Origin of the sequence: Halegenticoccus tardaugens (assembly GCF_004116405.1) — an archaeon.
Taxonomy (GTDB): Archaea; Halobacteriota; Halobacteria; order Halobacteriales; family Haloferacaceae; genus Halegenticoccus; species Halegenticoccus tardaugens.
This window is the reverse complement of the sequence record NZ_SDIC01000004.1, coordinates 495,625-520,880: the sequence shown is the minus strand read 5'-3', so window position 1 is coordinate 520,880 and position 25,256 is coordinate 495,625. Positions and strand designations below refer to the sequence as shown.

Genomic DNA, 25,256 nt, shown 5'->3' with positions numbered 1-25,256 from the left:
GCGCTCAGGAGATGAACTTGTTGTCGCGCCAGTTGATGCCGCTGTTTTTCGACTGCTTCTGGCTCGGGTTCTCGACGACCTCGACCTTGGCCGGGCGCTCGTCGCCCTCGACGATTCGCGTCGCCTCCAGTTCGCCGTCGAGTTCCGAGATCGCCGTCAGCGTTCCCTTCTCCGCGAGGCGGGCGATATCGCGGAGGACGAGGAACATCGGGTACTGGAGCGCGGTGTTCTGGAGCACCGTCTCCCGGTCGCCCTTGAAACAGGCGAACTCGACGAGTTCGGAGGGGATCTCCTCCTCCTCGTCGCGCGCCCACTGCGGGCCGCCCGCGCGCGGCGGCTCCTCCTCGTAGACGCGCGTCTCCGTGACGCTCGCTTTCAGCTGCGCGGTCGGGGTGTACTTGCTCAGGCTCTCGTCGGCGGCGACGGCTTTGATAATGAGCGTGTTGTTCCGTCTCGTGATATCGACGTCGGCGATTTCGGGCGGGAGATCCGGGTCTTCGTCGAAGTACGTTTTAACGTCCTCAAGCGGCAGTTCTAACGTCGAATGGAGTCGATATACTCGGCCTGTCATGGGTGTCTGAAGTGGTGCGTGTGGGTCAAGCGGTCGCGACGCCCGCAGCGCGAATCCGACTGGTTCTGTGTAATGTACGCGGCCCGAGCTTATATGACCTACTCTTTGAATCCCGCTGCCAGCGCTGAAAAGGAACTACTCCCCCGTAAGTGTTTGCTCCAGCTCGCCGCGCTCGTCCAACTCCGCGAGGATGTCGCTGCCGCCGACGAACTCGCCGTTCACGTACGTCTGCGGGATCGTCTCCCACCCGCTGTGCGATTCGAGCGCGGCCCGGTACTGGTCGAGGGCGGGCAGCACGTCGACCGTCTCGAACTCCTCGACGTGCTGGCCGATGAGTTCGAGCGCGCGCATGGAGTATCCGCACTGGGGCATCAGGCGGTTGCCCTTCATGAAGAGGACGACGTCGTTGTCCTCTATCGCCTCGTCCACGCGCGCTCGTACGTCCTCTCGGCTGTGGTCGCTTCCCGGCTGGAAGGTCATAGCCGTCCCTAAGCGGGACGGGCTCAAAGGGATTGCGCCGTGCGGATCGCGTTGCCCCGCACCGGAAGCGCTTCGACGGCCTACCCTCACCGCTTTTCGTCGGTTCCGACGCGGACGACGTTGATGAGCGAGTAGACGGGGACGCCGTCGACCTCTTCGATCCCCTGTTTGTCGACGACGACGACGCAGGCGACCGGGTTGCCGCCCTCCTCGCGGACGGCGTCTATGGTCTCGCCCATCGTCGTGCCGCTCGTGATCGTGTCGTCGACGATGTAACAGTCGCGGCCGCGGATCTGCGCGAAGTTGCGCGAGAAGCTCCCGCCGAGATCTTCGATGTCTCCCTCTTCCCACTGGTGTTTGCGCGGAGCGTACGCGCCGAGGTCCGTGTCGAGCTCGCGCGCGACCGCCGTCGCGAGCGGCGCGCCGGCCTTCTCGATGCCGATGGTCAGGTCGACCTCCTCGCCCTCCTTCGAGAGGAGGTCGGCCATGGCCCGCGAGACGTGCGTGAGCCGCGCGCTGTCTCGCCCGATCGCGCTCCAGTCGACGTGGATGTCGTGCGGGCCGTCGTCGTCCGAACCGGCGACGCGCGAGGCGGGCTCGCTCGTCGCGCCGCTGCGCTCCACCAGCCAGCTCGCCGTCTCGCGGGAGACGTTCAGCTCGTCCGCGATCTCGCCCTTCGACAGCCCGCGCTCCGCCAGCTCGGCGGCGCTCGAGATGAGGTCGTCAACGTTCTTCATAGTCGGCGAATTGGACGGCCGTTTTTATAATGGTGTCCCCCTCGGCGAACGCCCGCTCGAACTCGTCCAGCCCGTACACGCCCGTGATCAGGTCGTCGAGGAACCACGACGGAAGGGTCGCGAGCGTCTCGGTCGCCGCTTCGAAGTGCCGGAAACCGGAGTTGACGCTGCCGATCATCGCCTTGTTGTGCAGCACGAACTCCTCGTGGAACGCGCCGCCGTCCACCTCGAACTCCCACGAGCCGGGGACGCCGAGGAGGGCGGCCACGCCGTTCGGCGCGAGCGCGTGGACGGACTGGAACGCGTGCTTCGGGTACCCGGTCGCCTCGTAGACGAAGTCGACGGCCTCGTGGACCTCGGGGACCGCGTCCACGGGCGTCTTCCGCGAATCGACGTACGTCGCCCCCAGCGCCTCGATGAGGTCGATCGTCGGGTCGGGGCGATCGCGCCGACCCAGGCAGTACAGCCGGTCGTAGCCCTCGCCCTCGCGGAGCATCGCGAGGGTCAGGAGGCCGAGGCTGCCGTTGCCGAGCACGAGCGCCGACTCGGGGGTCCACCGGAACGAGGAGCGGGAGGCCCGCGCGAGTTCGAACGCCTTCTCGGAGATGGAGATCGGTTCGACGAGGAAGCCGAGTTCGGCGAGCGCGTCCGGGATCGGGACGAGACACTCCGCCGGGCTGGTGAAGTACTCGGCCATGAACCCGTGCGCCCCGACGATGCCGCGTTCGTGATACTGCCCTTCGGGGGCCATGTCGGGCTCGCCGCGCTCGAAGTACTCGTTCGGCCCGTTCGGCGGTCGGCGAACGGTCGGGACGACGACCGCGCCCCGTTCGAGGGACGTGCCGTTCGGATCCTCGACGACGCCGACGGCCTCGTGGCCGAGCACGAGGTGGTCTTCGCCCTCGGGAAACCCCCCGTGACCGCCCCCGATGACCTCGTGGTCGGTGCCGTCGACGCCGACGCGGAGCGTCCGGACGAGCGCCTCCCCCGCCTCCGGCTCCGGCTCCGGCCGCTCCGTCTCGATCACCGTCGGCGTCCTGTCGCCCTCCCGAACTGCGATCGCCTTCATGCTCGACAGGAGTACCCACTACACCAAAAGATTTATTCTACGTCGAGTAAACACTCTACGTGTCGGTGGGTGCCCGGGCGCGGCGACTCCAGCCCTCGTCGCGTCCGTTCCGCGCCAGCGGACGTCTGTCCAGCCTACACCAGCCACGTCGGCGCTCACCGCACCCGTGCCACTTTCCGGACGCGTCTCTTTCCTCCCAGTCCCTTCGCTCGTCGACGAGAGCGATCGTCGCCTTCCACGACGAGCGAACCGTAACCCCAAAGCCGCGCCCGTGCGTCCTTGTCGATCATGTACGAGGCGGTCCACGCGTACCCCGACGGCGACAGCACCGCGGCGCGGTTCGCGCTCACCGCCTCGCGTCGGGGATTCGAGGGAGTCGTGGTCCGCGGGCGTTCGGCCGGCGGCGCCGGTCCGACGGACTACGGGCGGATCGGCGACGCGTACGGCGTCAACGTCGTCGACGGGATCGAGGTCGTCGCCGAGGGCCGACAGGAGGCGAGCGGCGGGATCGGCAACTACCGGCCGAAGTGCACGCTCCTTCTCGTCCGCGGGGGGACGAACGCGCTCAACCGCTTCGCGGTCGAACAGGAGCGCGTGGACGTGCTCACCCGACCTGCGGCCGGTGAGGGGTCCGTGAACCACGTGCTCGTCCGCGCCGCCCGCGAGAACGGCGTCCGCGTCGAGTTCGACTTCGGCCCCGTCCTCCGGCGCGACGGCGGTCCCCGGGTTCGGGCGCTGCAGGAACTGCGGACGCTCCGCGAACTCGTCGAGAAGTACGACGCGCCGTACGTCGTCAGCGCGAACCCCGGATCGCACCTCCAACTTCGCGCGCCGCGGGAGCTCCGCGCCGTCGGCGAGGCCGTCGGATTCTCGGCCGAGCAGATCGCGGCGGGGCTGGCCGAGTGGGGTCGCCTCGCGGCGCGCAACCGGGAGCGATCGTCCGAGTCGTTCATAGCGCCGGGGGTCAAACGGGGCAGGTATGAAGAGGACGATTGAAGAGCACGCCGCCCGGTTCTCCGAGATGGCGGCGACGTACGACGATTCGCAGAACAGCGACGAGTACAACGCCTGCGCGAGCCTCGTCGTCGAACACGCCGCGCCCGGCCCCGACGACGTGGTTCTCGACCTCGGCGCCGGCACCGGCGCGATCGCGCTCGCGCTGGCTCCGGACGCAAAGCGCGTCGTCGGACGCGACATCAGCGAGGGGATGCTGGCGGAGGCGCGGAGGAAAGCCGCCGACGCGGGGATCGAAAACGTGGAGTTCGGCGTCGGCTCGTTCCGCGAACCGGCGGTCGGCGGTGGGGGAGACGAGGACGACGGGACGGCGGACGGGTCCGAACCCGTCCGCGTCGACGTCGTCGTCTCGAACTTCGCGATGCACCACCTCTCCGACGAGGAAAAGCGCGAAGCGATCGGCGTGATCGCCGCGCTCGGCCCGCGGAAGTTCGTCCTCGGCGACGTGATGTTCTTCGGCGACCCCGACCCCGACGAACCGTTCTACAGCCCCGAGGTCGACGACCCGGCCACGGTCGGCGTGCTCGTCGACGCGCTGACGGACGCCGGGTTCGCGCTCACGGCGGTCGAGCGGGTCCACGACCAGGTCGGCGTGCTCGTGGCCGAACGCGCGGGGAACTGGAACGCGAGCGCCCCGACCGACGAGGAATGAAACACCTCCCGAAGCACCTCCAGCCGCGCTGGCGCTACCTCGGCGTCGAGATCGAGGCGTGGCCCGACGCCGACGTCGCGCGGGGGTCGTTCCAGCGCGAACTGTGGTTCGCGGCGCAGAACCTGCTCGGCGACGCCGAGAGCGCCGACGCGGACCTGACGGTGCTCGGGTTCCGCTTCGACGACGGCGTCGGCGAGACGGTCGTCCGCGCCCGCCGCGGCCACGCCGGCGCGGCGCGCGCCGCGCTCGCCTGTATCGACGAGATCGGCGGCGACCCGGTCGGGGTGTCCGTCCACGGAGTCTCGGGGACCGTGCGTGCGTGTGAAGAAAGGTATTTACGAGGGCGGGCCGGACGTTCCGGGAAGAGAAACGTCGCGTTCGAGGACGCCGACCGGATCGCCTATTCGCGGGACGGGGCGCTCGACGTGCGCCTCCCGGCGGGGTTCGCGGGTGCGACGAAACTCGATTTCGAGTGATACTATGCAGGGACAAGCGCAACAGCAGGCGTACGACCGCGGGATCACGATCTTCTCGCCTGACGGCCGGCTCTATCAGGTCGAATACGCGCGCGAGGCGGTCAAACGGGGAACCGCGAGCATCGGCATCCGGACGGCGGACGGGGTCGTCCTCGCGGCGGACAAGCGGAGCAGGTCGCCGCTCATGGAGCCCTCCAGCGTCGAAAAGATCCACAAGGCCGACGACCACGTCGGCATCGCCAGCGCGGGCCACGTCGCCGACGCCCGTCAGCTCATCGACTTCGCCCGCAGGGGGGCGCAGGTGAACCGCCTCCGGTACGGCGAGCCGATCGGCATCGAGACGTTGACGAAGGAGATCACGGATCACATCCAGCAGTACACGCAGGTCGGCGGCGCTCGCCCGTTCGGCGTCGCGCTGCTCATCGGCGGCGTCGAGAACGGCGAACCGCGCCTCTACGAGACCGACCCGTCGGGCACGCCCTACGAGTGGAAGGCCGTCTCCATCGGCTCCGACCGCGGCGAGATTCGGGACTTCCTCGAGGAGAACTACCGCGAGGACATGGACCTCGACGCCGGCGTCGGTCTCGCGCTCCGCTCGCTCGCGGCGGTCAACGACGAAGGTCTCTCGCCGGAGGGCATCGGCGTCGCCACGATCGACGCCGAGACCGAGCAGTTCGACGAGTTGACCGCCGACGACCTGGAAGGATATCTCACCGAACACGATCTGCTCGAACCGGCTGACGACGAGCCCGGCGAGTAGAACGCGCGATCAGCTTCGTTCTTCGTTCTCCGATCGAGCGGGTATCGGAATCGGTCGCAAATCGGTTCGAATCCGGCCGCGGGCCGGCGTCGGTCAGTACTCTTCGTACGCGAGGTTCATCAGCCACTGCGAGAACGCGTTGCTCTGCGGGTTGATCTCCTCCTCGCCGATGAACGGCGAGAGCATGTCGCCCGCCATGAGCAGCGAGAACTGGAGGTCCCGCGTCGCCGGCTGGAGGAAGTAGGTGTTGTGGCCGTTGTACACGGTGTCCTCGCGCTGGATCAGATCGAGTTCTTCGAGCGATTCGGCGATCCGGCTGCCCTTGCGGGAGGAGACGTCGAGTTCCTTCCAGAAGTCGCTCTGGTGGATGCCGCCGGTCCCGCGGATGAGTTCGAGGCCGGCGCGCTCGTCCTCGGAGAGGTCGGCTTCCGCGTCCGCCGCGCTCACTCGAACCACCCCGCAAGCGGGTTCGCGATCATACTACGTACACGTCCGTCGTGCCGCTTAAAGGTGGCTTTCGATCCGTCGGTACGGCGTCTCGCACGGCGGGCCGTCGGCGAAGCGGTGCACCTCCCCCTCCTCGCGGAGCGCGATGAGCGACGACGACCGCGTGCCGTACCCGTCCCCGTGGACGCAGACGCCGTACTCGTGGTCGCCGAGGACCGCCCCGGCCCTGTCGAGCCACCCCTCGGACGACTCGCCGGGCTCGGGGGAGAGCGCCTCCCGAACCTTCCGCGCGTTCTCCGCCTGTCGCTTGCCGATCTCGGGCCGGCCGTCGGGGACGAAGAAGGAGTCGTCCGTCCCGACGTTGACGACGACGTGGACGCCCGGTTCGTACTGCCGAACGCGGAGGTAACCGTCCCACTCGAAGAGGACGGCGGCCTCCGCGTCCGCGAGCACGAGGTTGAACCCCTCGTACTCGTCGTCCGAGACCGCGCGTTCGACGTACCGCGCGGCGTCCTCCGCGGTTTCGTGCCGGAGGGCGTCGCGGACGAGCAACCCGCGGGAGCGCTCGGATTCGAGGCCGGACACCCACCGGTTCGTGATCCCGACGAGCAGTCCGTGCTCGTTGTAACCGAGCCACGTCCCCCCGGCTTCGAGATCCCTCGGGGCGACGACGATCGGATCGTCCTCGATACGCGACGGCGGCGCGGACGGACGACCGAGCGCCTCGTCGCGGTTGGCCGCGACGACGACCGGCGCGTCGGGGAACACCCGCCACGCGAGCGTGAGCGTGCACACGAAGCACCACTAGGCCCGCAGCGGATTTAAATGGTGCTCGGTCGAGCGCCGGGCGACCCATCCCCTCCGCGGCGTTCCGGCGCGGAAGCCCGGAAACGCGCACGTCACCGATCGGTTCGTGGGAACAACGCGTCCACGTCGGGATCCGGCTCGACGAGTTCGTACTCGACGGCGCCGTCCCGCTCGACGCGGTCGACGACGCCGCGCGCGCGGAGGTGGTCGAGGTGGGCGTACGCCTCGCCGGGCCCGTGGAGGACGTGGATGCCGCGGAGTTCCCCGAACAGGTGGGCGCTCACTGTCCACGCGTCGCACGGGCCGCGTTCTGACAGCACCGCCGCGACGTTTCGCGTCCGGTCGCGGTGGTGCTCGAGGATGGTCGCCGCCCGCCCCGCGGGGTCGTCGATCGCGTCGCGGTGGCCGGGCCACGCGCGGTCGAACCCCCGGTCCGCGAGTCGGACGAGGCTGTCGGCGTACGTTTCGAGCGGGGAGTCGACGCGCACGTCCGCGCCGCCGACGTTCGGCGTGTACTTCGGGAGGATCGCGTCCCCCACGAACGCCTCCTCGTCGTCGGACGCGAACGCGCACAGGCCGGCGGCGTGCCCCGGCAGGTGGACCGCCTCGTACGTCCGCCCGTTCAGTTCGAACGCGTCGCCGTCGGTGAACGGCGTCACGTCCGCCGGTCGACCCGCGAGGTCGGCGTGGCGCTCCAGAAACGAGAGCAGCCCGTCGCGCGTTTCGTCGGGGAGATTCCACTCGATCAGCCGCTCGCGGAGCAGTTCGCGCTCGGCGTCGACGGCGGACGGTTCGCCGCCGACGAGCGGCGCGTCGGCTTCGTGGACGCGGACGATCGCGCCGCTTTCGTCCTGAATCTCCCCCGCGAGGCCGGCGTGATCGTGGTGCCAGTGCGTGACGAAGACCTCGTCGACGTCCGCGAAGGAGAGACCGTGGTCGGCGAGTCCCGCCCGAAGCTCCTCTCGGACCGCCGGTACGGCGACGCCGGCGTCGACGAGGGCGGTCGTCTCGCCGTCCAGCACGTAGACGTTGTTCCGGCCCTCGAAAACGGTGTTTCCGAGCTGGATTCGTTTCACGGGGCGGTCCTCGTCGGGCGGGACAAAGAGCGTTCCCACTCGCGCCGCTCGCGTCTGGTCGTCCGAAAAACGTCCGAAAACGAAGCCGAGGCGGACGACGCGCCGGCGCGACGAGAGCGCGTCAGTACTCGTCGGGGACCGTGTCGGCCCGGCGGTAGCGATCGAGCCGCCGGTAGCCGCGGATCTCTCCGCCCCCGTCGAGTTCGATCTCGTACCGGCCGAGGATGTCCTGCGTGTCCGGAACGGATCGACGCTCTATCACCTCGACGACCGCGCGCCAGCCGTCGTCGTCCCTCGTCACCTCGGTGATCCCGTCGAGGTCTCGTCCGATCACGTCCGCGGCGAGGTCGAGAACGGTGTCTCGAACGCCCATGAGATCGGCCCCGCCGTCGCTCGATTCGTCTCCGTCGTCGGTTTCTTCGTCCATGGATTCGGTCTCCTGGTCGTCGCTCCCCTCGGCCTCTCCCTCTTTCCCGTCATCGTCTTTGCGCTCGGACTCCGTCGACCCGCCGTCCGATCCGTCCCCTTCGTCGTCGTCCGCGTCGTCTCCCTCCGAAGCCTCCGTCTCGTCCACCTCGCTGGCGTCCGTCTCGCCGTCCCGTTCGTCGATCGTCCGATCGCTCTCGTCGTGTTGGTAGCAGAATTCGCCGTCTCGCGCCGGGCGGGAGCAGCGGGTTCCGTCCGCTGTGAGCGCTCTGCAGCGGTCGTCCCCGTCGGCGGCGGCGTCGGCTTCGGACACGTCTGATTTCTCCGAGAGGTTGGCGGTCGAGCGGCGCGGTCGGTCGGATGGAGAGCCGCGGGTACCGGAACGGCTACTGCGCGTCGGCTCTCATCGCCGGGCTCCGCTTGATTTCGAGGTCCTGGAGGTCCTCGAGTTCGCCCGACTCGGTCGCCTGTTCTATCTTCGATATCTCCGCCGCGTAGTGGAGGAACGTGTCGACCGAAGCCACGACGACCCGCGCCTCCACCGTGAGGATCTCGATCCCGACGACCGAAACCCGCGCCCAGATGTCGATGACGATACCCTTGTCGAGGATCCGGTCGAGAACCTCGGCCAGACTAGATGAACCCGGACGTTCGGATGGCATCGGTGACGAAAACGGCGGAGAAACACTTAATCGCACTGGCCGGTGCGGCGGCGACCGGCCGTCATTGTTTACCCCGTTGGACACTTCCATCCGGTAGGTAGACGCTGACCGCGGTACCGCGCGTCTCCTCGGCGCGAGGAGTCACGGACGCGAGAGGGTACGCATGAGTTCGAACCTGTACACTTACGGCGTGATAGAAAAGGAGTCGATCGAACTGGACGAACGCGGCGTCGAGGGCGGAACGCCGATCAGGACGGTCGACTATCGGTCGCTTTCGGCCGTCGTGAGCGACATCGACACGATGGAACCGGAGCGGACGGACGAGAACACCCGCGCCCACGACGAGGTCCTCCGCGAGGTGTTGCTCTACGACGGCGGGCGGACGATCGTCCCGATGCGGTTCGGAATGGTGTTCAAGAGCGGCCGCACGCTCAAGAGCGTACTTCGCGGCGGACGGCGCGCCTTCAGGCGCGCGCTCAACGACCTCGACGGGACGTTCGAACTCGGCGTGAAACTCGTCGCCGACGAGGACGGCTCGCTCGACCGCGAGGCGGTCCGCGAGGACGTCGGCGAACGGCTCGCCGGCGTGAGTCTCCGGGAGACCGAGGACGACCTGTACAGCGACCGGCTCGTTCTGAACCGGGCGTACCTCGTCGACCGGGACGAGGAGTCCGCGTTCGGCGACGTCGTCTCGTCGATCCGCGACGACTACGGCGACGCGCTCCGCGTCCGGTACAGCGGACCGTGGGCACCGTACAACTTCGTGGACATCGAAATCGGGGCACAACGGAGATAAAGAATGTTCGTACTCGACGACCTGCTCATCAAACCGTTCGTGTCGATCCTCGACGTCATCCACGCGATGGCGATCGACGAAATGTACGACCGGGAGGCGATCATGGACGACATAAAGGAGAACCAGTTGCTGTTCGAACTCGGCGATCGATCGAAAGCGGAGTACGAGCGCCGCAAAAGCGAGCTGGAGGCGCAGCTCGAAGCTGCGGAGCGCGCTCACGAGAACGTCCGGAGCAAGGTGGAGGTGATGGGATGACGTCCGACGACCGCGACCGCGAGCGATCCGGCGGCCTCGCCGCCGCGATCCGCCGCCTCGTCGAAACCGCGCGCGAGCTGGAAGCGGAAGGAAAGCGGTTCGAACACCGGTCCCGAGACGCGAGATCTCGCGGGTCGCACGTCGAGTACGGGTACTCGGTCCGCGTCGGCCTCGGCGGGGAGCGCGACGACGGACGCCGCCCGAACGACGGACGCCGTCCCCGAAGCGATCGCCGCCCGGAAGACGGACGGGACCGCGACGAGCGGTCACCGCGAACCGACCGACCGGTCAGCGTTCGTCCCACCGCCGACGGGGCCGTCGTCTCGGTGGACCTGCCGGACGTCGACCCCGAGACGCTCGCCGCGGGCGTCACCGGCCGGCGGCTGACGGTCGCGAGCGACGGCGAACCGGTCGCCCGGGTCGACCTGCCGTCGGAGGGGCGGGTCGTCGGCGGGGCGACGTACAACAACGGGGTCCTCGAGATCGAGATCGACGCCGAAGGCGACTCGGACGGCGGGGTGACGACGCGATGAGCGGAGACGATTCCGGCGCGGAGGGAACGATGGAAGAAATCACGGATGCGGTGGAAGGGGTGGTCGACGCCGTCGGCGGGACCGGGGACGGAACGGGGGACGAGAGCGAGGGCGTCGCCGGCGACGAATCCGGGACGGAACTCGAAGAGCTCCGAGAGGTGCTCGAAGAGCTCGAAGAGCTCCTCGAAACCGTCGATCTGGACTCCCTCCCGGACGCGATAAACCTCGGCGAACTCCCGTCCGTGATCGACGCGGACGGCGTCTCGAAGGCGATCGAGGAAGCGGATCCCGACGAGGCCGTATCGCTCGAGAACGTTCCGGCGCTCGTCGAACTCTCCGAACTCCTCGACAGCGTCGACGTCAGGGAGTTCTGGCGGAACAAGCGGGAGCTGGACGACGCGGTCGGCGACGTGACGGGGGACGACGGCGACGACGGTGACCTGCTCCCCGGCGTGGACGGGGACGACGTCGACGCGGGCGAGATGGTCGATATCGACGCGGAGGAGATGGTCGACGTCGACCTCAGCGGGGCGGACGACGGCTCGACCGACGGCGACGGGTTGGGGTCGCCGGAGAACCTGGAGGCGTATCAGGCGACCGTGCAGATGGGGATCAACGAGGCGGTCGAGGAGTTCCGGGAGGGGCTGATCGTGGCGCACCGCAAGCTGGACGCGCTCCGAGAGGAGAACGAAAAGCGGACGTCGTCGGTCGGTCAGCCGAACTCGCGGAACCCGACCGCGTTCTCGACGCTCCCGTCGCGTCGGACCGCCGTTCGCGGGGCGGCGCAGTTTTCGACCGTCCCGAAGGAGACGCGCTACTCCAGCGCGCCGAACCACGAGCGGATCTACGGCGATCGATTCCTGAAGGAACGGGGTGATGACGATGAGTAGCCGACCGCAGCGACGGGACAGCCTCGCCGACGTCGTCGAGATGCTGCTCGACAAGGGCGTCGTGATCAACGCGGACATCGTCGTCACCGTCGGGGAGACCGAGCTGCTCGGGATCAAGCTCCGGGCGGCGATCGCATCCTTCGAAACGGCCGCGCAGTACGGGCTCGAATTCCCGGACGGGACCGACATGGAACGGGTCGAGGAGATCACCGGCCGCTCGCGGCCCCTCGAAACCGTCGACGCGTCGTCCGTCGAGGACGAGGAGGCGGAGCGAGAGAAGCTGATCGTGACTGCCCCGGTCGACGACTCGGCCGAAACCGAGAGCGAGGACGAGAGCCGAGGACGGGGTTCAGACGACGGAGCGGACGGCGACGGAGAGGCCGACGACGAAGCGGCCGGCGACGACGGGAGCGATGGTGGCACGGACGGGGGCGATGCGGACGGCGGCGCGGGGAGCGACGGCGGTGAGACCGACGGCGACGAGGACGGCGGGGAGGGATCGGATGACGACGCTTGATCTCGACGGCGACGAGGCGAGCGACGGGCTGATGACGCTCGTCGTGACCGTCGTCGAACTCCTCCTCGACGCGCTGGAGCGGGAGGCGGTCCGCCGGATGGAGTCCGGGTCGCTCACGGACGACGAGATAGAGCGACTGGGTAGCCAGCTCGCCGCGATGGAGGACGAACTCGATCGGCTCAAGGAGGAACAGGACATCGGGGAGGGCGTCGACCAGTTGCGCGGCGACCTCTCGTCGCTCGTCGAGGACGCGGTCAGGCGGATCGACGGACGGGAGTCGCTCGGCTACGCGGTGATCGACGAGCCGAGCGACGCCGAACGGCGTCGAGGTCGGTCCGAATCGACCGGCGCGGAGGCGCACGGAGCCGAGCGATGACGGCGTTCGACGAGGGGCGGTACCTCTACTGCGTCGTCCGGGCGGACGACCCCGATCCGACGTTCTCGGCGACCGGTCTCGACGACGGATCGGTGTCCGTCGTCGCCGAGGGCGGCCTTGGCGCGGTCGTCCAGCCCTGCGAGGCGCTCTTCGACTCGGATTCGCCGGCCGAGATCCGGCGCTGGCTGCTCCGCCACCAGGAGGTCGTCGACGAGGCCGGCGAGGCGTTCGGCACCCCGCTGCCGTTCCAGTTCGACACGATCCTGAAGGGCGACGACGCGCGGGTCCGCGAGTGGCTCCGAGAGGAGTCGGCGACGCTCGGCCGCCACCTGGAGGAGCTTTCGGGGCGCTGGGAGTACCGCATCGAGGTCGCTCGCGACGACGACGAGGCGGCGGCGGCCATCGCCGAGGAGGACGAGGAGCTTCGGGAGCTGGGCGAGCGGCTCTCGGAGGCGTCTGAGGGGAAGGGGTTCCTGCTCGAAAAGCAGTACGACCGGCGGCTCAGAGGGCTGCTCCGCGAGCGCCGGGAGGAGCAGACGGCGGCGCTCGCGGGGCGGCTGCGACCGCACGTCGAGGAACTTCGCGACCTCGGAGAGCGTCGATCCGTCGGGCTCGAACTCGGCGACGACGAGGAGCGTGCGGAGCCGTTCGCCCGGTTCGCCGCGCTGGCGACGGACGAGGGGGCGGACGCCCTCGGCGACGAACTCGAATCGATCGCGGCCGATCCGGGCGTGGAGGTTCGGTTCACCGGTCCGTGGCCGCCGTACACGTTCGCGCCGGAACTCGGAGGCGAGGGGGATGAGGGGGATGGAACCGGCGCGTGATACGGACGACGTGCTGGTCGACCTGCTCGACGTGCTCCTCGAACGGGGCGCGGTCGTCGAGGCGGACGTGGTGATCACGGTCGCGGACGTGCCGCTCGTCGGCCTCAAACTCCGGGCCGCGCTGGCGGGCATGACGACGATGACCGAGTACGGCATCTTCGAGGAGTGGGACGTGGACCAGCGGCGGCGGCGGCGAGAACGATCGTCACGGATCGGCGCGGGGAGCCGACCGAACCCGAAGACGGACGAACCGGGTCGGGCGAGCCGGCGAGTGACGACGAGCCCCGGCGACGAGGCACCGACCCGGCGGCCGGACGCCGACGTCCCCGACACTCCCGACGTGGCCGAAGCCGTCGACGAGTCTGGCCTGGCGGAGACGCTCGACGAGTCGGACGTGACCGAAGCCCTCGGCGAGTCGGACCGCGACCAGCCGGACCGCGACGAACCGGGTCCCGGCGAGTGACCGGGTGGTCGGCCGTCTCGTTTTTTGTCAGTGGCGCGTGAATGTACGGTATGCCTGTTCCGCCGAACCGCGTCTTCCGCCTCGAACTCGGCAGCGTCAACGCGTACCTCGTCGACGACGACGAGGGCGTGACGCTCATCGACGCCGGGAAGCCGTGGGACGTCGAGAAGATCCGGACGCGAATCGCGGACGCCGGGTTCGACGTCGAGGGGATCGACCGGGTGCTCGTCACCCACTTCGACGTTGACCACGTCGGAACGCTCGCGGCGTTGGACCTCGACGCGCCCGTCTACATGGGCGATCCGGACGCCCGGTTCCTCGCCGGATCGGAGCGCCCCCCGCTCTCGAACCACAAGGGGCTCATCCAGCGTCTCTTCGGTCTTCTTCTCACTCGACCGGATTTCCCGATCGAAACCGTCGAGGACGGCGACCGGATCGGCGGTTTCGTCGCACACCGGCTCCCGGGCCACACGCCGGGGCACACGGCCTACGTCCACGAGGAGTACGGCGTCGCCTTCGTCGGCGACGTCGTCCGCGCGGTGAACGGCGAACTCGCCGCCTCGCCGTGGATCATCACGTACGACACCGCGACGAACGCGGAGAGCATCCGGACGCTGGCGGACCGGACGCCGGACGTCGAGGTGGTCGCCGTCGGTCACGGAAACCCCATCCGGGAGGAGGGCGGCGACGCGCTCCGGCGGCTGGCCGACTCGCTGTAGGTCGGGACCGACGCTTCATCACTGCATCGCCGAACGCGACTGCCGCCGGTTCGATCCGCCGACACCGGGAGTACTTCTATTACGGGTACGAGTGACACGATAGATGATGGCAGATCACAACCTCACCTCCTACGAGGAGTACCGCGAGACGTTCGCGTGGGACGACATCTACGCCGAGGCCGACGGGGACGCGCCGGAGCGACTCAACATCGCGCACGAGGTGTGCGACCGCCACGCGGACGACCCGGAGGCGGTCGCGCTCCGCTACGTCGGGACGGACGGCGAGCGCGAGACGCTGACGTTCGCGGCGCTGCGGGAGCGGTCGAACGCGTTCGCGAACGCGCTCGAATCGGCGGGCTTAGAGCGCGGCGACCGGGTGTTCTCCTACATGCCGCGGGTGCCGGAGCACTACGTGGCGCTCGTCGGGACGCTGAAGCGCGGGGCGGTCTGGGGGAGCGTCAACGAACGGTTCGGCCCCGACGGCATCGCCTACCGCCTCGCCGACTGCGACGCCAGCGCCGTCGTGACGACCGCGGCGAACCGCCGGACTATCGCGGGGGCGCTCTCGGACGCGCCGTCGGTCGAGACGGTGATCGTCCTCGATCGGGCGGGCGACGGCGACGGGGTCCGCGAGGGCGATCTGGACTTCCGCGCCGCCGTCGCCGGCGCGAGCGCGACCTACGAGGCGGCGGAGACGGGCGGCGAGGACGACGCGCTCCTGTACTACACGAGCGGGACGACGGGGCTCGCGAAGGGCGTCCTCCACGAGCACCGCTGGATCGCCGGCGTCGCGGCGACGCAGCGGTTCGCGGTCGACCTTCGACCGGGCGACCTCTACTGGAGCACCGCCGACCTCGGGTGGTTGACCGGGCCGATCAACACGCTCGGCGCGTGGTTCTGGGGCGCGGAGCTTTTCACCTACGAGGGCGAGTTCGACCCGGCGACGTGGGCCGCCCTCCTCGACGAGTACCCGGTCACCGTCCTGTTCAGCGTGCCGACCGCCTACCGGATGCTGCGGGCGAACGAGGACGTGCTCGACGGCGTCGACCTCGACCTCCGGCACGCGCTGTCGATCGGCGAACCCCTCAGCGCCGGCGTCGTCGACTGGGGCAGAGAGCGCCTCGGCGTGACCGTCCACGACACCTACGGCCAGACCGAGACGGGGAACATGGTGATCAACAACTACCCGACGATGGAGGTGCGGCCGGGGAGCATGGGAAAACCCCTCCCCGGCGTCGAGTCGGCGATCGTCGACCCCGAGACGGCCGAGCCGCTTCCGCCGGGCGAGACCGGCGAGATCGCCCACCGCGGCGACTTCCCGTGTTTCTTCGCCGAGTACTGGGAGAAACCCGGGAAGACCGCGGCGTGCTTCGAGAACGGCTGGTACCTCTCGGGCGACCTCGCGCGCACGGACGAGGACGGCTACTTCTGGTTCGAGGGGCGCGCGGACGACGTGATCATCTCCTCGGGCTACCGGATCGGTCCGTTCGAGGTCGAGTCGTCGCTCGGCGAGCACCCGGCCGTCGCGGAGGCTGCGGTGGTGCCGAAGCCGCACCCGGAGCGGGGCAACATCGTGAAAGCCTACGTCGTCCTCGACCGGGCGACGGAGCCGACGGCGTCGCTGAAGGACGAGATCCGAGACCACGTGCGCACGGAGCTTTCGGCCCACGAGTACCCGCGCGAGATCGAGTTCGTCGACGACCTCCCCAAGACGGTGACCGGGAAGATCCGGCGGACCGAACTCCGCGATCGGACGGAGGACGCCGCGACGTAGCACGTCTCGAGGCTGGATCGAATCCGATCGTGCGGCGGGGTCGCCGCTCGGAGAAGGGATGATCGGGCCCGCGAAAGCCCCGCGGGCCCGTGACTGACCAAGCCACTGCGGGGAGCACCAGTCCCGCAGATGCCCGGCGCGCTGACGGTCTGCCTGCGACCGACGTACCACGCGCGCCGGTTTCTTCTTTGACGGATACTGTAAAAAGCCCTTTGTTAGCGCCAATACCAACCACCCTCCCGCGCATTTTTACCTAATTTCGAATCAATTCCGTCGATATTCGACAAATAACGTCAAATCATACAATCGTTAACGGTTGTTACTGGACGGTTGCACAGGGATCGGCGGTGAAACGATGATCTCCGGGTAGTTTCACCGAACGTAGTAGGGGTCGTCGCCCGCGATGAACCGGCCGAGGTCGACCTCGCGGCGGAAGTCCGTCGACTGGAGCGTCCGCAGGCCCGCGACGAGTCGGTCGTCGTCGTCGCCGGACCACTCGGCGGGATCGAGGATCGGAACGACGAGCCACCCGCTGCCGAGGTGCTCTGTCGCGTGCAGGTCGGCCATGTCGAGGTCCGCCGTCCACGTCAGCGCGGTGTAGTTCTCGAAGACGTGCTTCGTCGCCCGAGCGCCGACCGGGAGGAGGACGTGCGCGGCGATGGCCCGGAGTTCGGCGTCGAAAAAGCGCTCCATGTCGCCGTACTCGTCCGCGGTCGGCTCGCCGTCGACGACGCACATGTGGAGGTACGAGAGGAACGTTCGGTTCACCGCCGGCGACGCGCCGGCGGCGTCGAGGAGCCCGGCCTCCCGGAGCGCCTCCTGCAGGCGCTCTCCGGCCGCGTTCGTGAACGGGACGCCGGTGTCCGCGCCGCCGTGGACGCCGGGGTGATCGCCGACGACGTGAAAGTCGGCGTTCGCGTCGCCGTATCCCGGAACGAACCGGTCACACGGCGGCCGCATCCCGAACGGGTTGCTCGTGCGGTCGGTGACGTTCTTCACGCCCTCCCGTAGGGCGCGCGGGCGTTAAAGCTGGTGTGATTCGTCGCGGGCGGCGAACGGCAAAAGACGGACGCGAGGCCGGAAGAGAGCGGAGGAGGACGCGGCGACTACAGTTCGACCCCGGAGGGGATGAGGCTCTTGCTCCGAAGCAGGCTCCCCCCGGCGTCGTAGACGAGGAACGTGCTCTTCTCGTAGCTCACGAGCGGTTCGCCTTCGATGCTGATCTCGACGCGGTAGCGGCCGTCTCGCTCCCCGGAGGCCCGTCCGTGCTCGCGCGCCGCGCGGATGAATCGCAGCACGTCCTCGGCGTCCTCGTTCAGTTCAAGCACGAAGTCGCCGGTGATGCGGTTCGTCACCGCGACGACGCCCGTCGCGTCCGACCGATCGATCGACCCCTGAAGACGGAACGCGACGTCCGTCTCCGCGGCGTCGAGGAGTTCGTCGTCGTCCTTCGAGAGACGGTCGCGGAGCAGTTCGGGGGGGCCGTGGAAATCGATCCGAACCAGCGGTTTCCGGGGATCGCCGCCGTCGTCGATCCAGTCGATGTTTTCGACGTCCAGTGCGAAGTAGTCGCGCCTCATTACGTGTGCCCTCGTTGGGTGCGACCGCGTATGAACGTAACGCCCTGAGAGGCCCTCAGTCTGTTCGTTTTTCGAGCGGTCGCGGCGACGGACGGTTCGCGAAAGACGTGAATGGTATCGGATGATTTTATCCGGGTGCGTTCGGCGTCCCGTCGACTCCCCGCTTCCGACCGCTCACCTGCGTTGTCAGGTGTGGATCGGTTTTAAGACGCCAGAGGAGAAACAGGTTCGAAATCCGAACGTTGAGAAACATGGTAGGGAACGTAGGGGGAAAAAAGCGGAGGTCGGTCGCGGGCGCGCGGCGGCGGCTCGCGCGCGCGGTCGAGATGCTCCGGGGATCGACGGTGGAGGCCCGACCGTATCGGCCGGGTGCGGACGGACCGCTCTCGACGTTCCGGCCGCCGGACGGACACGAGGAGACGGATCGCTACTGGGTGAACGCGCCCTACGCGTACGTCGTCATCACGTACGATCCGGCGGCGAGCGAACACGCCTACCGCGTCGTCGAACCCGACCTCGACCCGTTCGAGGCCGATCTGCTGGCGCGGGTCCGGTCGGACATCCGCGAGCCGCTTCTCCACCGAACCGACGACGGCGATCGAATCGGGGAGACGGCGCTCGCCGAAGAGCTCGAAGCGCTCCTCGAACAGTACGGCGTGCGGATCGGGGCGACGACCGTCCTCTCTCTTCTGTACTACCTCGACCGCGACTTCCGCGGGTACGGAAAGGCCGACGCGCTCTTTTACGACCCGCACGTCGAGGACATCTCCTGCGACGGGTACGGCCTCCCGCTCTTCGTCTACCACGACGAGTACGCCGACGTGGAGACGAACGTGGCGTTCGATCGGGGGGAACTCGACGGCTACGTCGTCCGCCTCGCCCAGCGTTCCGGCCGGCACATCAGCGTGGGCGATCCCATCGTCGAGACGACGCTGCCGGACGGGTCGCGGGCGGAACTCGTGCTCGGCGAGGAGGTCACGCCGCGGGGATCGGCGTTTACGATCCGGCGGTACGCGGACGAACCGCTCACGCCGGTCGACCTCGTCGAGCACGGCACGTTCAGCGCGGAGATGATGGCGTACTTTTGGCTCTGCATCGAGCACAACAAGTCGCTCATCTTCGCCGGAGGGACGGCCTCCGGAAAGACGACGTCGATGAACGCGGTGTCGATGTTCGTCCCGCCTCGGGCGAAGGTGCTCACCATCGAGGACACCCGCGAGCTGTCGCTCTATCACGACAACTGGCTCTCGAACGTCACGCGCGAACGGCTCTCGGCGGACGAGGACATCGACATGTACGACCTCCTGCGGTCGGCGCTCCGGCACCGCCCCGAGTACATCATCGTCGGCGAGGTCCGCGGGAAGGAGGCGGTGACGCTGTTTCAGGCGATGAACACCGGCCACACGACGTTCTCGACGATGCACGCCGACAGCGTCGAGACGGTGGTCAACCGGCTCGAAAACGAGCCGATCGCCGTCCCCCGGGCGATGGTCCGGTCGCTCGATCTGCTGGCCGTCCAGACGCTCGTCCGGATCGGGGGCGAGCGCGTCAGGCGGACGAACGTCGTCGGCGAGATCGGCGACGTCGACGGGCGGACGGGCGAACTCGACTACACCTCGTCGTTCGCGTGGGATCCCGAAGCCGACGCGTTCGACCGCGGGGACAGCGGCGTGCTCGACGAGATCGCGACCGAGCGCGGGTGGAGCCGCTCGGAACTGCTCCGCGAACTACGAACCCGAGAGCGATTCATCGAACTCCTGTGCGACCGCGACGCCGTCGACTACCGCCGGTTCACGGCGCTCGTCGGCGAGTACTACGCCCGTCCCGAGCGGGCGATGGCGCGGCTCGAACGCGGCTCGAACGCGGACGGGGGCGCGTGGGACGTCGACGTGACCGAACCGGACGCGGCCGGAGCGAGCCCGGCCGAGGACCGCTGATGCTCCGGTGGCTCCCGCTCGCGTTCGCGGTCGGCCTCGTCATGCTCGCGATCTGCGACCGGTACGTTCCGAGGGTTCGCCTCGCCGCGTCGCGGGTCGCGCTCGCGGCCTTCGGCGAGTACGTCGCCGCGGGCGGATCGCGGACGAACCGCCAGCGAGGACGCCTGCGCGCCGCGCACGTGGGGACCACCCACCGGCTGTACGCCGCCCGGGCGCTCCTCTTCAGCGGCCTGTTCGGGCTCGCGGGAAGCCTCTTCGGGGCGTATCTCGCGGCGTGGGGCCTCCGAACGCTGGCGGTGAGCGAGGAGTCGATCCGCCGGGCGCTGCCGGAGGCGCTCGGGTTCGTCGCCGGCGTCGCCCGGATTCCCGATCTCGCGGCCGGCGAGCTGTTCGTCCTGCTCCTGTGTTCGAGCGCGACGGTCGGGGGCGGGCTCGCCGTCGGGTGCTACTGGGCGCACTGGGCGCTCCTCGACCAGCGGACGGCCGCGCGCGCCGGTCGGATCGAGTCGACGCTGCCCCGGACGGTCGCGTTCGTCTACGCGCTGTCGCGAAGCGGGACGACGCTCCCGCGGGTGCTTTCGACGCTCGCGGCGAACCGTCGGGCGTACGGCGAGGCCGCAGAGGAGTTCGCCGTCGCCGTCCGCGAGATGAACGCGCTCGGAACGGACGCGCCGACCGCGCTGAGCCGGATGGCCCGGCGGACGCCGAGCGACGAGCTGGCGGAGTTCGCGGAGAACCTCGCCAGCGTCCTCGGCAGCGGTCGAAGCCTCTCGTCGTTTCTCCGCGCGCGGTACGACCGGTACGCGGAGGAGGCGGAGGCGCGACAGGAGCAGTACCTCGAACTCCTCTCCGTGCTCGCCGAGGTGTACGTGACCGCTCTCGTCGCCGGTCCGCTGTTTCTCGTCACCGTCCTCGCGGTCATCGGGCTCGTGCTCTCCGATACGCTCTCGTTCCTCCGATTCGTCGTCTACGCCGCCCTTCCGCTCGCCACCGCGGGTTTCGTCGTCTACGTCGACAGCGTGACCGGCCCGCTCGGCGGATCCGAGGGGGCGGGCGGCGAAGCCGAGGACGTCGGTGGCGACGTCGGCGACGGCGACTGGAACGGCTCGGTGCGATCCGTGGCGGTCGCCGACGGCGGACGCAGCTTCGAAGTCGGCGACCGGACCGTCGGGACCGACGGAGACGGAGCCGACGAATCGGACCGCGATCGGGCGAACCGACGCCGGCTGGCGGCGTACGATCGAACGCGACCGATCCGACGGTGGCTTTCGGATCCCCTCGGATCGGTCCGCCGTCGCCCCGTCGCGACGTTCGCCGGCACCGTCCCGCTGGGTGTCCTCTGGACGATCCTTCGCGTCGATCCCCCCGAGTCGGCCTCTTTGGGCGCCGCGATCGCCGCGTTCGACGGGCCCGCGGTGGGGGCCGCGGCGTTCGCCCTCGGCGCGTTCGCGCTCGTCTACGAACTCGAGAAGCGTCGGGTCCGCGCGATCGAGGCGGCGGTGCCGGACTTTCTCGGCCGCCTGGCCGGCGTCAACGAGGCGGGACTCTCCGTCGTCGAAAGCGTCGAACGGGTGTCGCGGAGCGAACTGGGGGCGTTGACGCCGGAGGTCGTGCGGGCGCGACGGGACGTCGCCTGGGGCGCGGACGTCGAAACCGCGCTGCGTCGGATGGACCGCCGGATCGGTTCGCGGGCGGTGTCGCGGGCGGTGACGCTCGTCGCGAACGCGATGCGGGCGAGCGGCGACATCGCGCCGGTCCTTCGGATCGCGGCCGACGAGGCGCAGACGAACCGACGCCTGCGGACCGCGCGGCGGGGGGAGATGGTCACCTACCTTGTCGTCATCTACCTCGCCTTTCTGGTCTTTCTCGCCGTCGTCGCGGCGCTCACGGTCGCGTTCGTCCCCGCGGTGGAGGCGGCGCAGGCGTCGGCCGGGGAGGGCGCGGGGGCGGCGGTCGGGTCGCCGGTCGGCGGCGTGGCCGACGCCGACACCGGGGCGTACTCGCTCGTGTTCTTCCACGTCACCGTCGTGCAGGCCGTCTGCTCCGGATTCGTCGCGGGACAGCTCGGCGAGGGACGCGTCGCCGACGGCGCGAAGCACGCGACGGCGCTCCTGTGTGTCGCGACGGTCGCGTTCGCGCTCCTCTGAGTCGGGAGGGATTTATCGCCCCCGACCCATCGGATCGCATGGACCGCGACGCCGACTCGGATCGGGACGCCGGCGTCGACCGCGCCCCCGACCCGCGGTCGGCCTACGACCGGATCGCCGCGCACTTCTCCGCGACGCGGGAGTACGCCTGGCCCGAGATCGAGGAGTTCCTCTCGGGGCGGCGCGGGGCGCGCGCGCTCGACGTCGGCTGCGGCAACGGCCGCCACGCCGAGGCGCTCTCGGGGCACGCGGACCGGGTCGTGGGGCTCGACGCGAGTCGGGGACTCCTGCGAGAGGCGCGCGACCGCGCCGAAGCGCGGGGGTTCCCGCTCGACCTCGTCCACGGCGACGCCGCTCGCCTCCCCTTCGCGACGGACGCGTTCGACCTCGCGGTGTACGTCGCGACGCTGCACCACCTGCGGCCGCGGGCCGCGCGGGTGGCGAGCCTCGACGAACTCGGCCGCGTCCTGTCGCCGGCCGGTCGCGGGCTGGTCAGCGCCTGGAGCACCGCGCACGACCGGTTCGACCGGGAGAGGGGGTTCGACACGACGGTCGATTGGACGCTCCCCGGCGGCGAAACGGTTCCGCGATACTACCACATCTACGACCCCGAGGAGTTCCGGGCCGACCTCGACGCGAGCGACCTCGCCGTGGTCGACGCGTTCGTCTCCAGCGGCAACTGCTACGCGGTCGTCGGCGGCGGGTGAGCCGCTTTCGGGGGCGACGACGACGGAAGGCGGCGGTCAGAAGGGAGTCCAGTCGATCGCCGTGGAGCGCCGATCGCGCAGCCGTAGCTCGCGTTCCCCGTCGACCTCGCGCGTGTCGACGATCGCGTCGAACGGATCGTAGAGCGTGTGCAGCGTCCGCTCGTCGTGCATCGCCGAGTTGACGACGCCGACGCCCGTCCACCCGGGACGGCTGATCTGGCCGACGAGCACCCGGACGAACTTGTACACGCGGGCGACGTCCCAGTACATGAGAAGCGGGGAGAGCGAGTGGAAGCCGACGCCGGTCGGAATCGACGGGTCGGTCAGAAACCGCTCCGCGAGTTCGGTGAACTTGACGCCGATCCCCGTGAGGTTCTCTGGGGAGGAGACGCGTTTCACCGCGTCCGCGTCGTCCGCGTCGTCCGCCCGCCGGGACGCCGTGCAGTCGACGATGGCGAGGTTCGACGCCGGACCGTCGCCGGCCGCCGCCGCGTAGTCGCGTCGGATCGCCTCGGCCGGGTCGTCGGTCGAGATCACGATGGCCCGCTCGGAGCGCCGCGCCAGCAGTCGGAGCATCAGCCCGTACTTGCCGGTCATCGGCGGGCCGGAGACGAGCACGCTCGACCCGCGGGGGAGGGCGTCGAGCGGGATCGGCGCGGCGTCGTCGACCATGCGCGGCCTACTCTCCCCGGCGTACTAAACCCTGCTGCGTCCGGCGGGCGGTCGGCGGGGGTCGACGCGACCGCGCACGCGGGCGGTCGGGAACGACGCGGCGGTCCGCCTCCGCCGACCCGATCAGTCCCGCGTCAGCACGTCCGGGAGCCGAGTCGCCTCGATGCCGCCGCCGCGTCGATCGAGCAGATCGAACCGCGACAGCGCGCGCGGGAGGTCGCGTCGGCTCCCGCGGTCGGCTTCCCCGTTCGATCCCTCCGCGGTCCCCGCCGGTTCGACGAGTTCGGCCCACACCTCGTCGGGAGCCGCCGATCGACGGCGGAGGCCCGCGGCCTTCCCCCGACCCTCCCGAAAGGCGAGTTCGACCATGCTTCGCTCGTAGGCCGTGGAGACGGCCGCCAGCACGCGCTCGTACTCGTCGGGATCGGGCTCGCCGCAGGCCGCCGAGACGCCGAGCGCGAACGCGCGTTCGATCGCCTCCGTGCGATCGAGCGCCGTCCACTCGGTGCCGAACGCCGCGTCGTACATGCTATCGACCGGCCGCCCCGTCGACCGTCCCGTCGGTCGTCCCGCCGACCGGCTCGTCGGGGAGCACCCGAAGGCCCCGCTCGGAGAACTCGATTCCCCGGATGTCGGCGTCGATGCTCGTCCCGCGCATCTTGACGACTTGGATCCCCCGCGTCATGCCGCCGTCGTCGAGGTAGTTGTGAAAGAACACGACCCCGTGGGCGAGGTAGTGCTCGTCCGCGTACGCGCTCGGGTCGGTCATCTCCGCGATGAGCAACGTCGTGGCGTCCGTCCGCTTGAGCGCGCTGAGAAATCGGATGAGCGCGTCGTCGTCGTCCGAGACGAAAAAGCGGAGGAGCATCGTCGAGTCGATGACGACCCGGCCGATCCCGCGGGAGTTGACGAAGCTCACGATGCGATTGTCCAGCCCGGCGTGGTCCCGTCGCTCCCCGGGCATCCCGAAGAATCGCTTGCCGTCGGACGACAGCGCGTCGAGGTAGGTGACGCCCTCGGTGTTGAGCGCGCGGTCGAAGCCGAAGTCGAACCCGGACATGTCTTCGAGGATGTCGGCCCTCGTCTCGTGCATGCTGACGTAGAGGCAGTTCTCGCCGCGCACCGCCCCCTCGGTGAGAAACTGCGCGGAGAACGTCGTCTTCCCGCTCCCCGGCGGCCCGCTCAACACGTACAGCCGCCCTTCGGGGAGCCCCCCCGCGACGAGTTCGTCGAACCCGTCGACGCCGCTGGAGACGCGCATGGGTCAGGCGTCGTCGCCGGCGACCGGGTCGACCCAGACGACGAACCGGTCGTCGCGCTTTACGACGCCCCTGACGGACTCGTCGTCCGAGATCGACGCCTCGTCGACGTCGTCCGTCGCCACGCGGACGACCTGGTACACCTCGTCGACGACCCAGCCGACCGCCCCCCCGTCGCCCATCTCCTCCGGGTCGAAGACGATGATCCGATTCCGCGACCCCTCCGATCCGATGCCGAAGACGCGCTTCGGGTCGACGATCGAGGTCGTCCGGCCCCGGAGGTCCATCACGCCCTCGACGTGGGGCGGCGAGTTGGGGATTCGAGTCAGCTCGCCCGCGTCGACGATCTCGTCGATGTAGGCGATGTCGAGGCAGTACGACTCCTCGCCCAGTCCGAACTCCAGCACCTGCGTCGAAGCCGTCGCCACCGCTCACCGACCTCCGTCCGCGACGCGGTCTGATTCGTCTCGGTTCGTCGTCATACGTCGCGATGCGGGAACGGACGGGTTAACTCTACCCTCCGAATTATCACGGCTGATTTTTTGGACGGTGTCTTTATTCGTCCACTTTTTCAACGCGAGATACGGAACCACGATGTCACGCAACGTATCTCTCTCGTGTGATCTCTTC

At 69.2% G+C, this 25,256-nt stretch carries 32 protein-coding genes; 17 read left to right on the top strand and 15 right to left on the bottom strand.

The genetic code is table 11. The annotated features are described in order from the left end of the window. Window positions 1-4: 4 nt before the first annotated feature. The 4 genes from C3L37_RS13640 to C3L37_RS13625 all read right to left on the bottom strand — a co-directional run bounded on the left by C3L37_RS13640 (window position 5) and on the right by C3L37_RS13625 (window position 2,857). Window positions 5-571: a DUF7110 family protein gene (locus C3L37_RS13640; RefSeq protein ID WP_129115155.1), complete on the bottom strand. Its 567-nt coding sequence runs from the start codon at window positions 569-571 to the stop codon at window positions 5-7. A gap of 135 nt (window positions 572-706) precedes the next feature. Continuing rightward, a complete protein-coding gene (locus C3L37_RS13635; protein WP_129115154.1) occupies window positions 707-1,051 on the bottom strand; it encodes a glutaredoxin family protein in 345 nt (114 codons plus the stop codon). Between the two features lie 86 nt (window positions 1,052-1,137). Next, entirely contained in the window at window positions 1,138-1,788 is a 651-nt protein-coding gene (gene gfcR / locus C3L37_RS13630) for a transcriptional regulator GfcR (protein ID WP_129115153.1), read from the bottom strand. Next, window positions 1,775-2,857, bottom strand: a complete 1,083-nt coding sequence (locus C3L37_RS13625) for a glucose 1-dehydrogenase (protein ID WP_129115152.1) — start codon at window positions 2,855-2,857, stop codon at window positions 1,775-1,777. Before C3L37_RS13625 ends, gfcR begins: the two co-directional genes overlap by 14 nt. Before the next feature lie 288 nt (window positions 2,858-3,145). On the opposite strand from C3L37_RS13625, the gene C3L37_RS13620 reads away from it, so the two are divergent. From C3L37_RS13620 to psmA, 4 genes are read left to right on the top strand one after another with little or no spacing between them, the layout of a single operon-like run. Next, on the top strand, window positions 3,146-3,853 hold the full coding sequence (locus C3L37_RS13620; RefSeq protein ID WP_129115151.1) for an RNase P subunit p30 family protein: 708 nt from the start codon (window positions 3,146-3,148) through the stop codon (window positions 3,851-3,853). Further along, window positions 3,837-4,523: a class I SAM-dependent methyltransferase gene (locus C3L37_RS13615; protein ID WP_129115150.1), complete on the top strand. Its 687-nt coding sequence runs from the start codon at window positions 3,837-3,839 to the stop codon at window positions 4,521-4,523. The genes C3L37_RS13620 and C3L37_RS13615 overlap by 17 nt, the downstream gene beginning before the upstream one ends. Then, on the top strand, window positions 4,520-4,999 hold the full coding sequence (locus tag C3L37_RS13610; RefSeq protein ID WP_129115149.1) for an Rpp14/Pop5 family protein: 480 nt from the start codon (window positions 4,520-4,522) through the stop codon (window positions 4,997-4,999). Before C3L37_RS13615 ends, C3L37_RS13610 begins: the two co-directional genes overlap by 4 nt. Window positions 5,000-5,003: 4 nt before the next feature. Then, a complete protein-coding gene (gene psmA, locus C3L37_RS13605) occupies window positions 5,004-5,759 on the top strand; it encodes an archaeal proteasome endopeptidase complex subunit alpha (RefSeq protein WP_129115148.1) in 756 nt (251 codons plus the stop codon). A 93-nt stretch (window positions 5,760-5,852) separates the two neighbouring features. Here the strand turns inward: psmA and C3L37_RS13600 are convergent, their stop codons facing one another. The 5 genes from C3L37_RS13600 to gvpA all read right to left on the bottom strand — a co-directional run bounded on the left by C3L37_RS13600 (window position 5,853) and on the right by gvpA (window position 9,177). Next, window positions 5,853-6,206, bottom strand: a complete 354-nt coding sequence (locus tag C3L37_RS13600) for a helix-turn-helix transcriptional regulator (protein ID WP_129115147.1) — start codon at window positions 6,204-6,206, stop codon at window positions 5,853-5,855. A 57-nt stretch (window positions 6,207-6,263) separates the two neighbouring features. Further along, window positions 6,264-7,001 (bottom strand): NRDE family protein, encoded by a 738-nt coding sequence (locus C3L37_RS13595; protein WP_129115146.1) that lies wholly within the window; start codon window positions 6,999-7,001, stop codon window positions 6,264-6,266. A 104-nt stretch (window positions 7,002-7,105) separates the two neighbouring features. Continuing rightward, complete coding sequence (locus tag C3L37_RS13590; RefSeq protein WP_129115275.1) at window positions 7,106-8,089, bottom strand: MBL fold metallo-hydrolase; 984 nt, start codon at window positions 8,087-8,089, stop codon at window positions 7,106-7,108. 121 nt (window positions 8,090-8,210) lie between these two features. After that, window positions 8,211-8,828, bottom strand: coding sequence for a gas vesicle protein GvpO, halophile-type (gene gvpO / locus C3L37_RS25560; RefSeq protein ID WP_129115145.1), 618 nt, complete (start codon window positions 8,826-8,828; stop codon window positions 8,211-8,213). 73 nt (window positions 8,829-8,901) lie between these two features. After that, on the bottom strand, window positions 8,902-9,177 hold the full coding sequence (gene gvpA / locus C3L37_RS13580) for a gas vesicle protein GvpA (protein ID WP_129115144.1): 276 nt from the start codon (window positions 9,175-9,177) through the stop codon (window positions 8,902-8,904). A gap of 163 nt (window positions 9,178-9,340) precedes the next feature. Between gvpA and C3L37_RS13575 the strand changes: the two genes are divergently transcribed. The 10 genes from C3L37_RS13575 to C3L37_RS13530 all read left to right on the top strand — a co-directional run bounded on the left by C3L37_RS13575 (window position 9,341) and on the right by C3L37_RS13530 (window position 16,324). Next, window positions 9,341-9,973: a GvpL/GvpF family gas vesicle protein gene (locus C3L37_RS13575; RefSeq protein WP_129115143.1), complete on the top strand. Its 633-nt coding sequence runs from the start codon at window positions 9,341-9,343 to the stop codon at window positions 9,971-9,973. A gap of 3 nt (window positions 9,974-9,976) precedes the next feature. Beyond that, window positions 9,977-10,228: a gas vesicle protein GvpG gene (gene gvpG / locus C3L37_RS13570; protein WP_129115142.1), complete on the top strand. Its 252-nt coding sequence runs from the start codon at window positions 9,977-9,979 to the stop codon at window positions 10,226-10,228. Next, window positions 10,225-10,761, top strand: a complete 537-nt coding sequence (gvpH, locus tag C3L37_RS13565) for a gas vesicle protein GvpH (protein WP_129115141.1) — start codon at window positions 10,225-10,227, stop codon at window positions 10,759-10,761. The genes gvpG and gvpH overlap by 4 nt, the downstream gene beginning before the upstream one ends. Continuing rightward, window positions 10,758-11,651, top strand: a complete 894-nt coding sequence (locus tag C3L37_RS13560; RefSeq protein WP_129115140.1) for a hypothetical protein — start codon at window positions 10,758-10,760, stop codon at window positions 11,649-11,651. The genes gvpH and C3L37_RS13560 overlap by 4 nt, the downstream gene beginning before the upstream one ends. After that, the gene (gvpJ, locus tag C3L37_RS25760; protein WP_129115139.1) at window positions 11,638-12,168 is read left to right on the top strand and encodes a gas vesicle protein GvpJ; all 531 of its coding nucleotides are present in this window, start codon (window positions 11,638-11,640) and stop codon (window positions 12,166-12,168) included. The genes C3L37_RS13560 and gvpJ overlap by 14 nt, the downstream gene beginning before the upstream one ends. After that, window positions 12,155-12,544: a gas vesicle protein GvpK gene (gvpK, locus tag C3L37_RS13550; RefSeq protein WP_129115138.1), complete on the top strand. Its 390-nt coding sequence runs from the start codon at window positions 12,155-12,157 to the stop codon at window positions 12,542-12,544. The genes gvpJ and gvpK overlap by 14 nt, the downstream gene beginning before the upstream one ends. Beyond that, entirely contained in the window at window positions 12,541-13,368 is an 828-nt protein-coding gene (gene gvpL, locus C3L37_RS13545) for a gas vesicle protein GvpL (RefSeq protein ID WP_129115137.1), read from the top strand. The genes gvpK and gvpL overlap by 4 nt, the downstream gene beginning before the upstream one ends. Further along, window positions 13,343-13,831, top strand: a complete 489-nt coding sequence (gene gvpM / locus C3L37_RS25755; protein ID WP_394345792.1) for a gas vesicle protein GvpM — start codon at window positions 13,343-13,345, stop codon at window positions 13,829-13,831. Before gvpL ends, gvpM begins: the two co-directional genes overlap by 26 nt. 50 nt (window positions 13,832-13,881) lie before the next feature. Next, window positions 13,882-14,550: an MBL fold metallo-hydrolase gene (locus C3L37_RS13535; RefSeq protein WP_129115136.1), complete on the top strand. Its 669-nt coding sequence runs from the start codon at window positions 13,882-13,884 to the stop codon at window positions 14,548-14,550. A gap of 106 nt (window positions 14,551-14,656) precedes the next feature. Further along, window positions 14,657-16,324, top strand: a complete 1,668-nt coding sequence (locus tag C3L37_RS13530; RefSeq protein ID WP_129115135.1) for an acyl-CoA synthetase — start codon at window positions 14,657-14,659, stop codon at window positions 16,322-16,324. Window positions 16,325-16,696: 372 nt separating this feature from the next. Here the strand turns inward: C3L37_RS13530 and C3L37_RS13525 are convergent, their stop codons facing one another. Together C3L37_RS13525 and C3L37_RS13520 are read right to left on the bottom strand one after the other, a co-directional pair. Beyond that, complete coding sequence (locus C3L37_RS13525) at window positions 16,697-17,323, bottom strand: uracil-DNA glycosylase family protein (protein WP_129115134.1); 627 nt, start codon at window positions 17,321-17,323, stop codon at window positions 16,697-16,699. A gap of 107 nt (window positions 17,324-17,430) precedes the next feature. Further along, on the bottom strand, window positions 17,431-17,904 hold the full coding sequence (locus C3L37_RS13520; RefSeq protein WP_129115133.1) for a DUF5793 family protein: 474 nt from the start codon (window positions 17,902-17,904) through the stop codon (window positions 17,431-17,433). Between the two features lie 251 nt (window positions 17,905-18,155). Between C3L37_RS13520 and C3L37_RS13515 the strand changes: the two genes are divergently transcribed. Genes C3L37_RS13515 through C3L37_RS13505 form a run of 3 tightly spaced genes read left to right on the top strand, consistent with a single transcriptional unit; the run spans window position 18,156 to window position 22,695 of the window. Further along, window positions 18,156-19,841 (top strand): type II/IV secretion system ATPase subunit, encoded by a 1,686-nt coding sequence (locus tag C3L37_RS13515; protein WP_129115132.1) that lies wholly within the window; start codon window positions 18,156-18,158, stop codon window positions 19,839-19,841. Next, entirely contained in the window at window positions 19,841-21,988 is a 2,148-nt protein-coding gene (locus C3L37_RS13510; protein WP_129115131.1) for a type II secretion system F family protein, read from the top strand. The genes C3L37_RS13515 and C3L37_RS13510 overlap by 1 nt, the downstream gene beginning before the upstream one ends. A gap of 38 nt (window positions 21,989-22,026) precedes the next feature. Beyond that, window positions 22,027-22,695 (top strand): class I SAM-dependent methyltransferase, encoded by a 669-nt coding sequence (locus C3L37_RS13505; RefSeq protein WP_129115130.1) that lies wholly within the window; start codon window positions 22,027-22,029, stop codon window positions 22,693-22,695. Window positions 22,696-22,731: 36 nt separating this feature from the next. Here C3L37_RS13505 and C3L37_RS13500 read toward each other — a convergent pair whose 3' ends face one another. From C3L37_RS13500 to C3L37_RS13485, 4 genes are all read right to left on the bottom strand, one after another. Further along, entirely contained in the window at window positions 22,732-23,367 is a 636-nt protein-coding gene (locus tag C3L37_RS13500; RefSeq protein ID WP_129115129.1) for an RAD55 family ATPase, read from the bottom strand. A 123-nt stretch (window positions 23,368-23,490) separates the two neighbouring features. After that, window positions 23,491-23,895, bottom strand: a complete 405-nt coding sequence (locus tag C3L37_RS13495; RefSeq protein ID WP_129115128.1) for a hypothetical protein — start codon at window positions 23,893-23,895, stop codon at window positions 23,491-23,493. Window position 23,896: 1 nt separating this feature from the next. Next, window positions 23,897-24,628: an RAD55 family ATPase gene (locus tag C3L37_RS13490; protein WP_129115127.1), complete on the bottom strand. Its 732-nt coding sequence runs from the start codon at window positions 24,626-24,628 to the stop codon at window positions 23,897-23,899. A gap of 3 nt (window positions 24,629-24,631) precedes the next feature. Continuing rightward, a complete protein-coding gene (locus C3L37_RS13485; RefSeq protein ID WP_129115126.1) occupies window positions 24,632-25,054 on the bottom strand; it encodes a chemotaxis protein CheW in 423 nt (140 codons plus the stop codon). Between the last annotated feature and the right edge of the window lie 202 nt (window positions 25,055-25,256).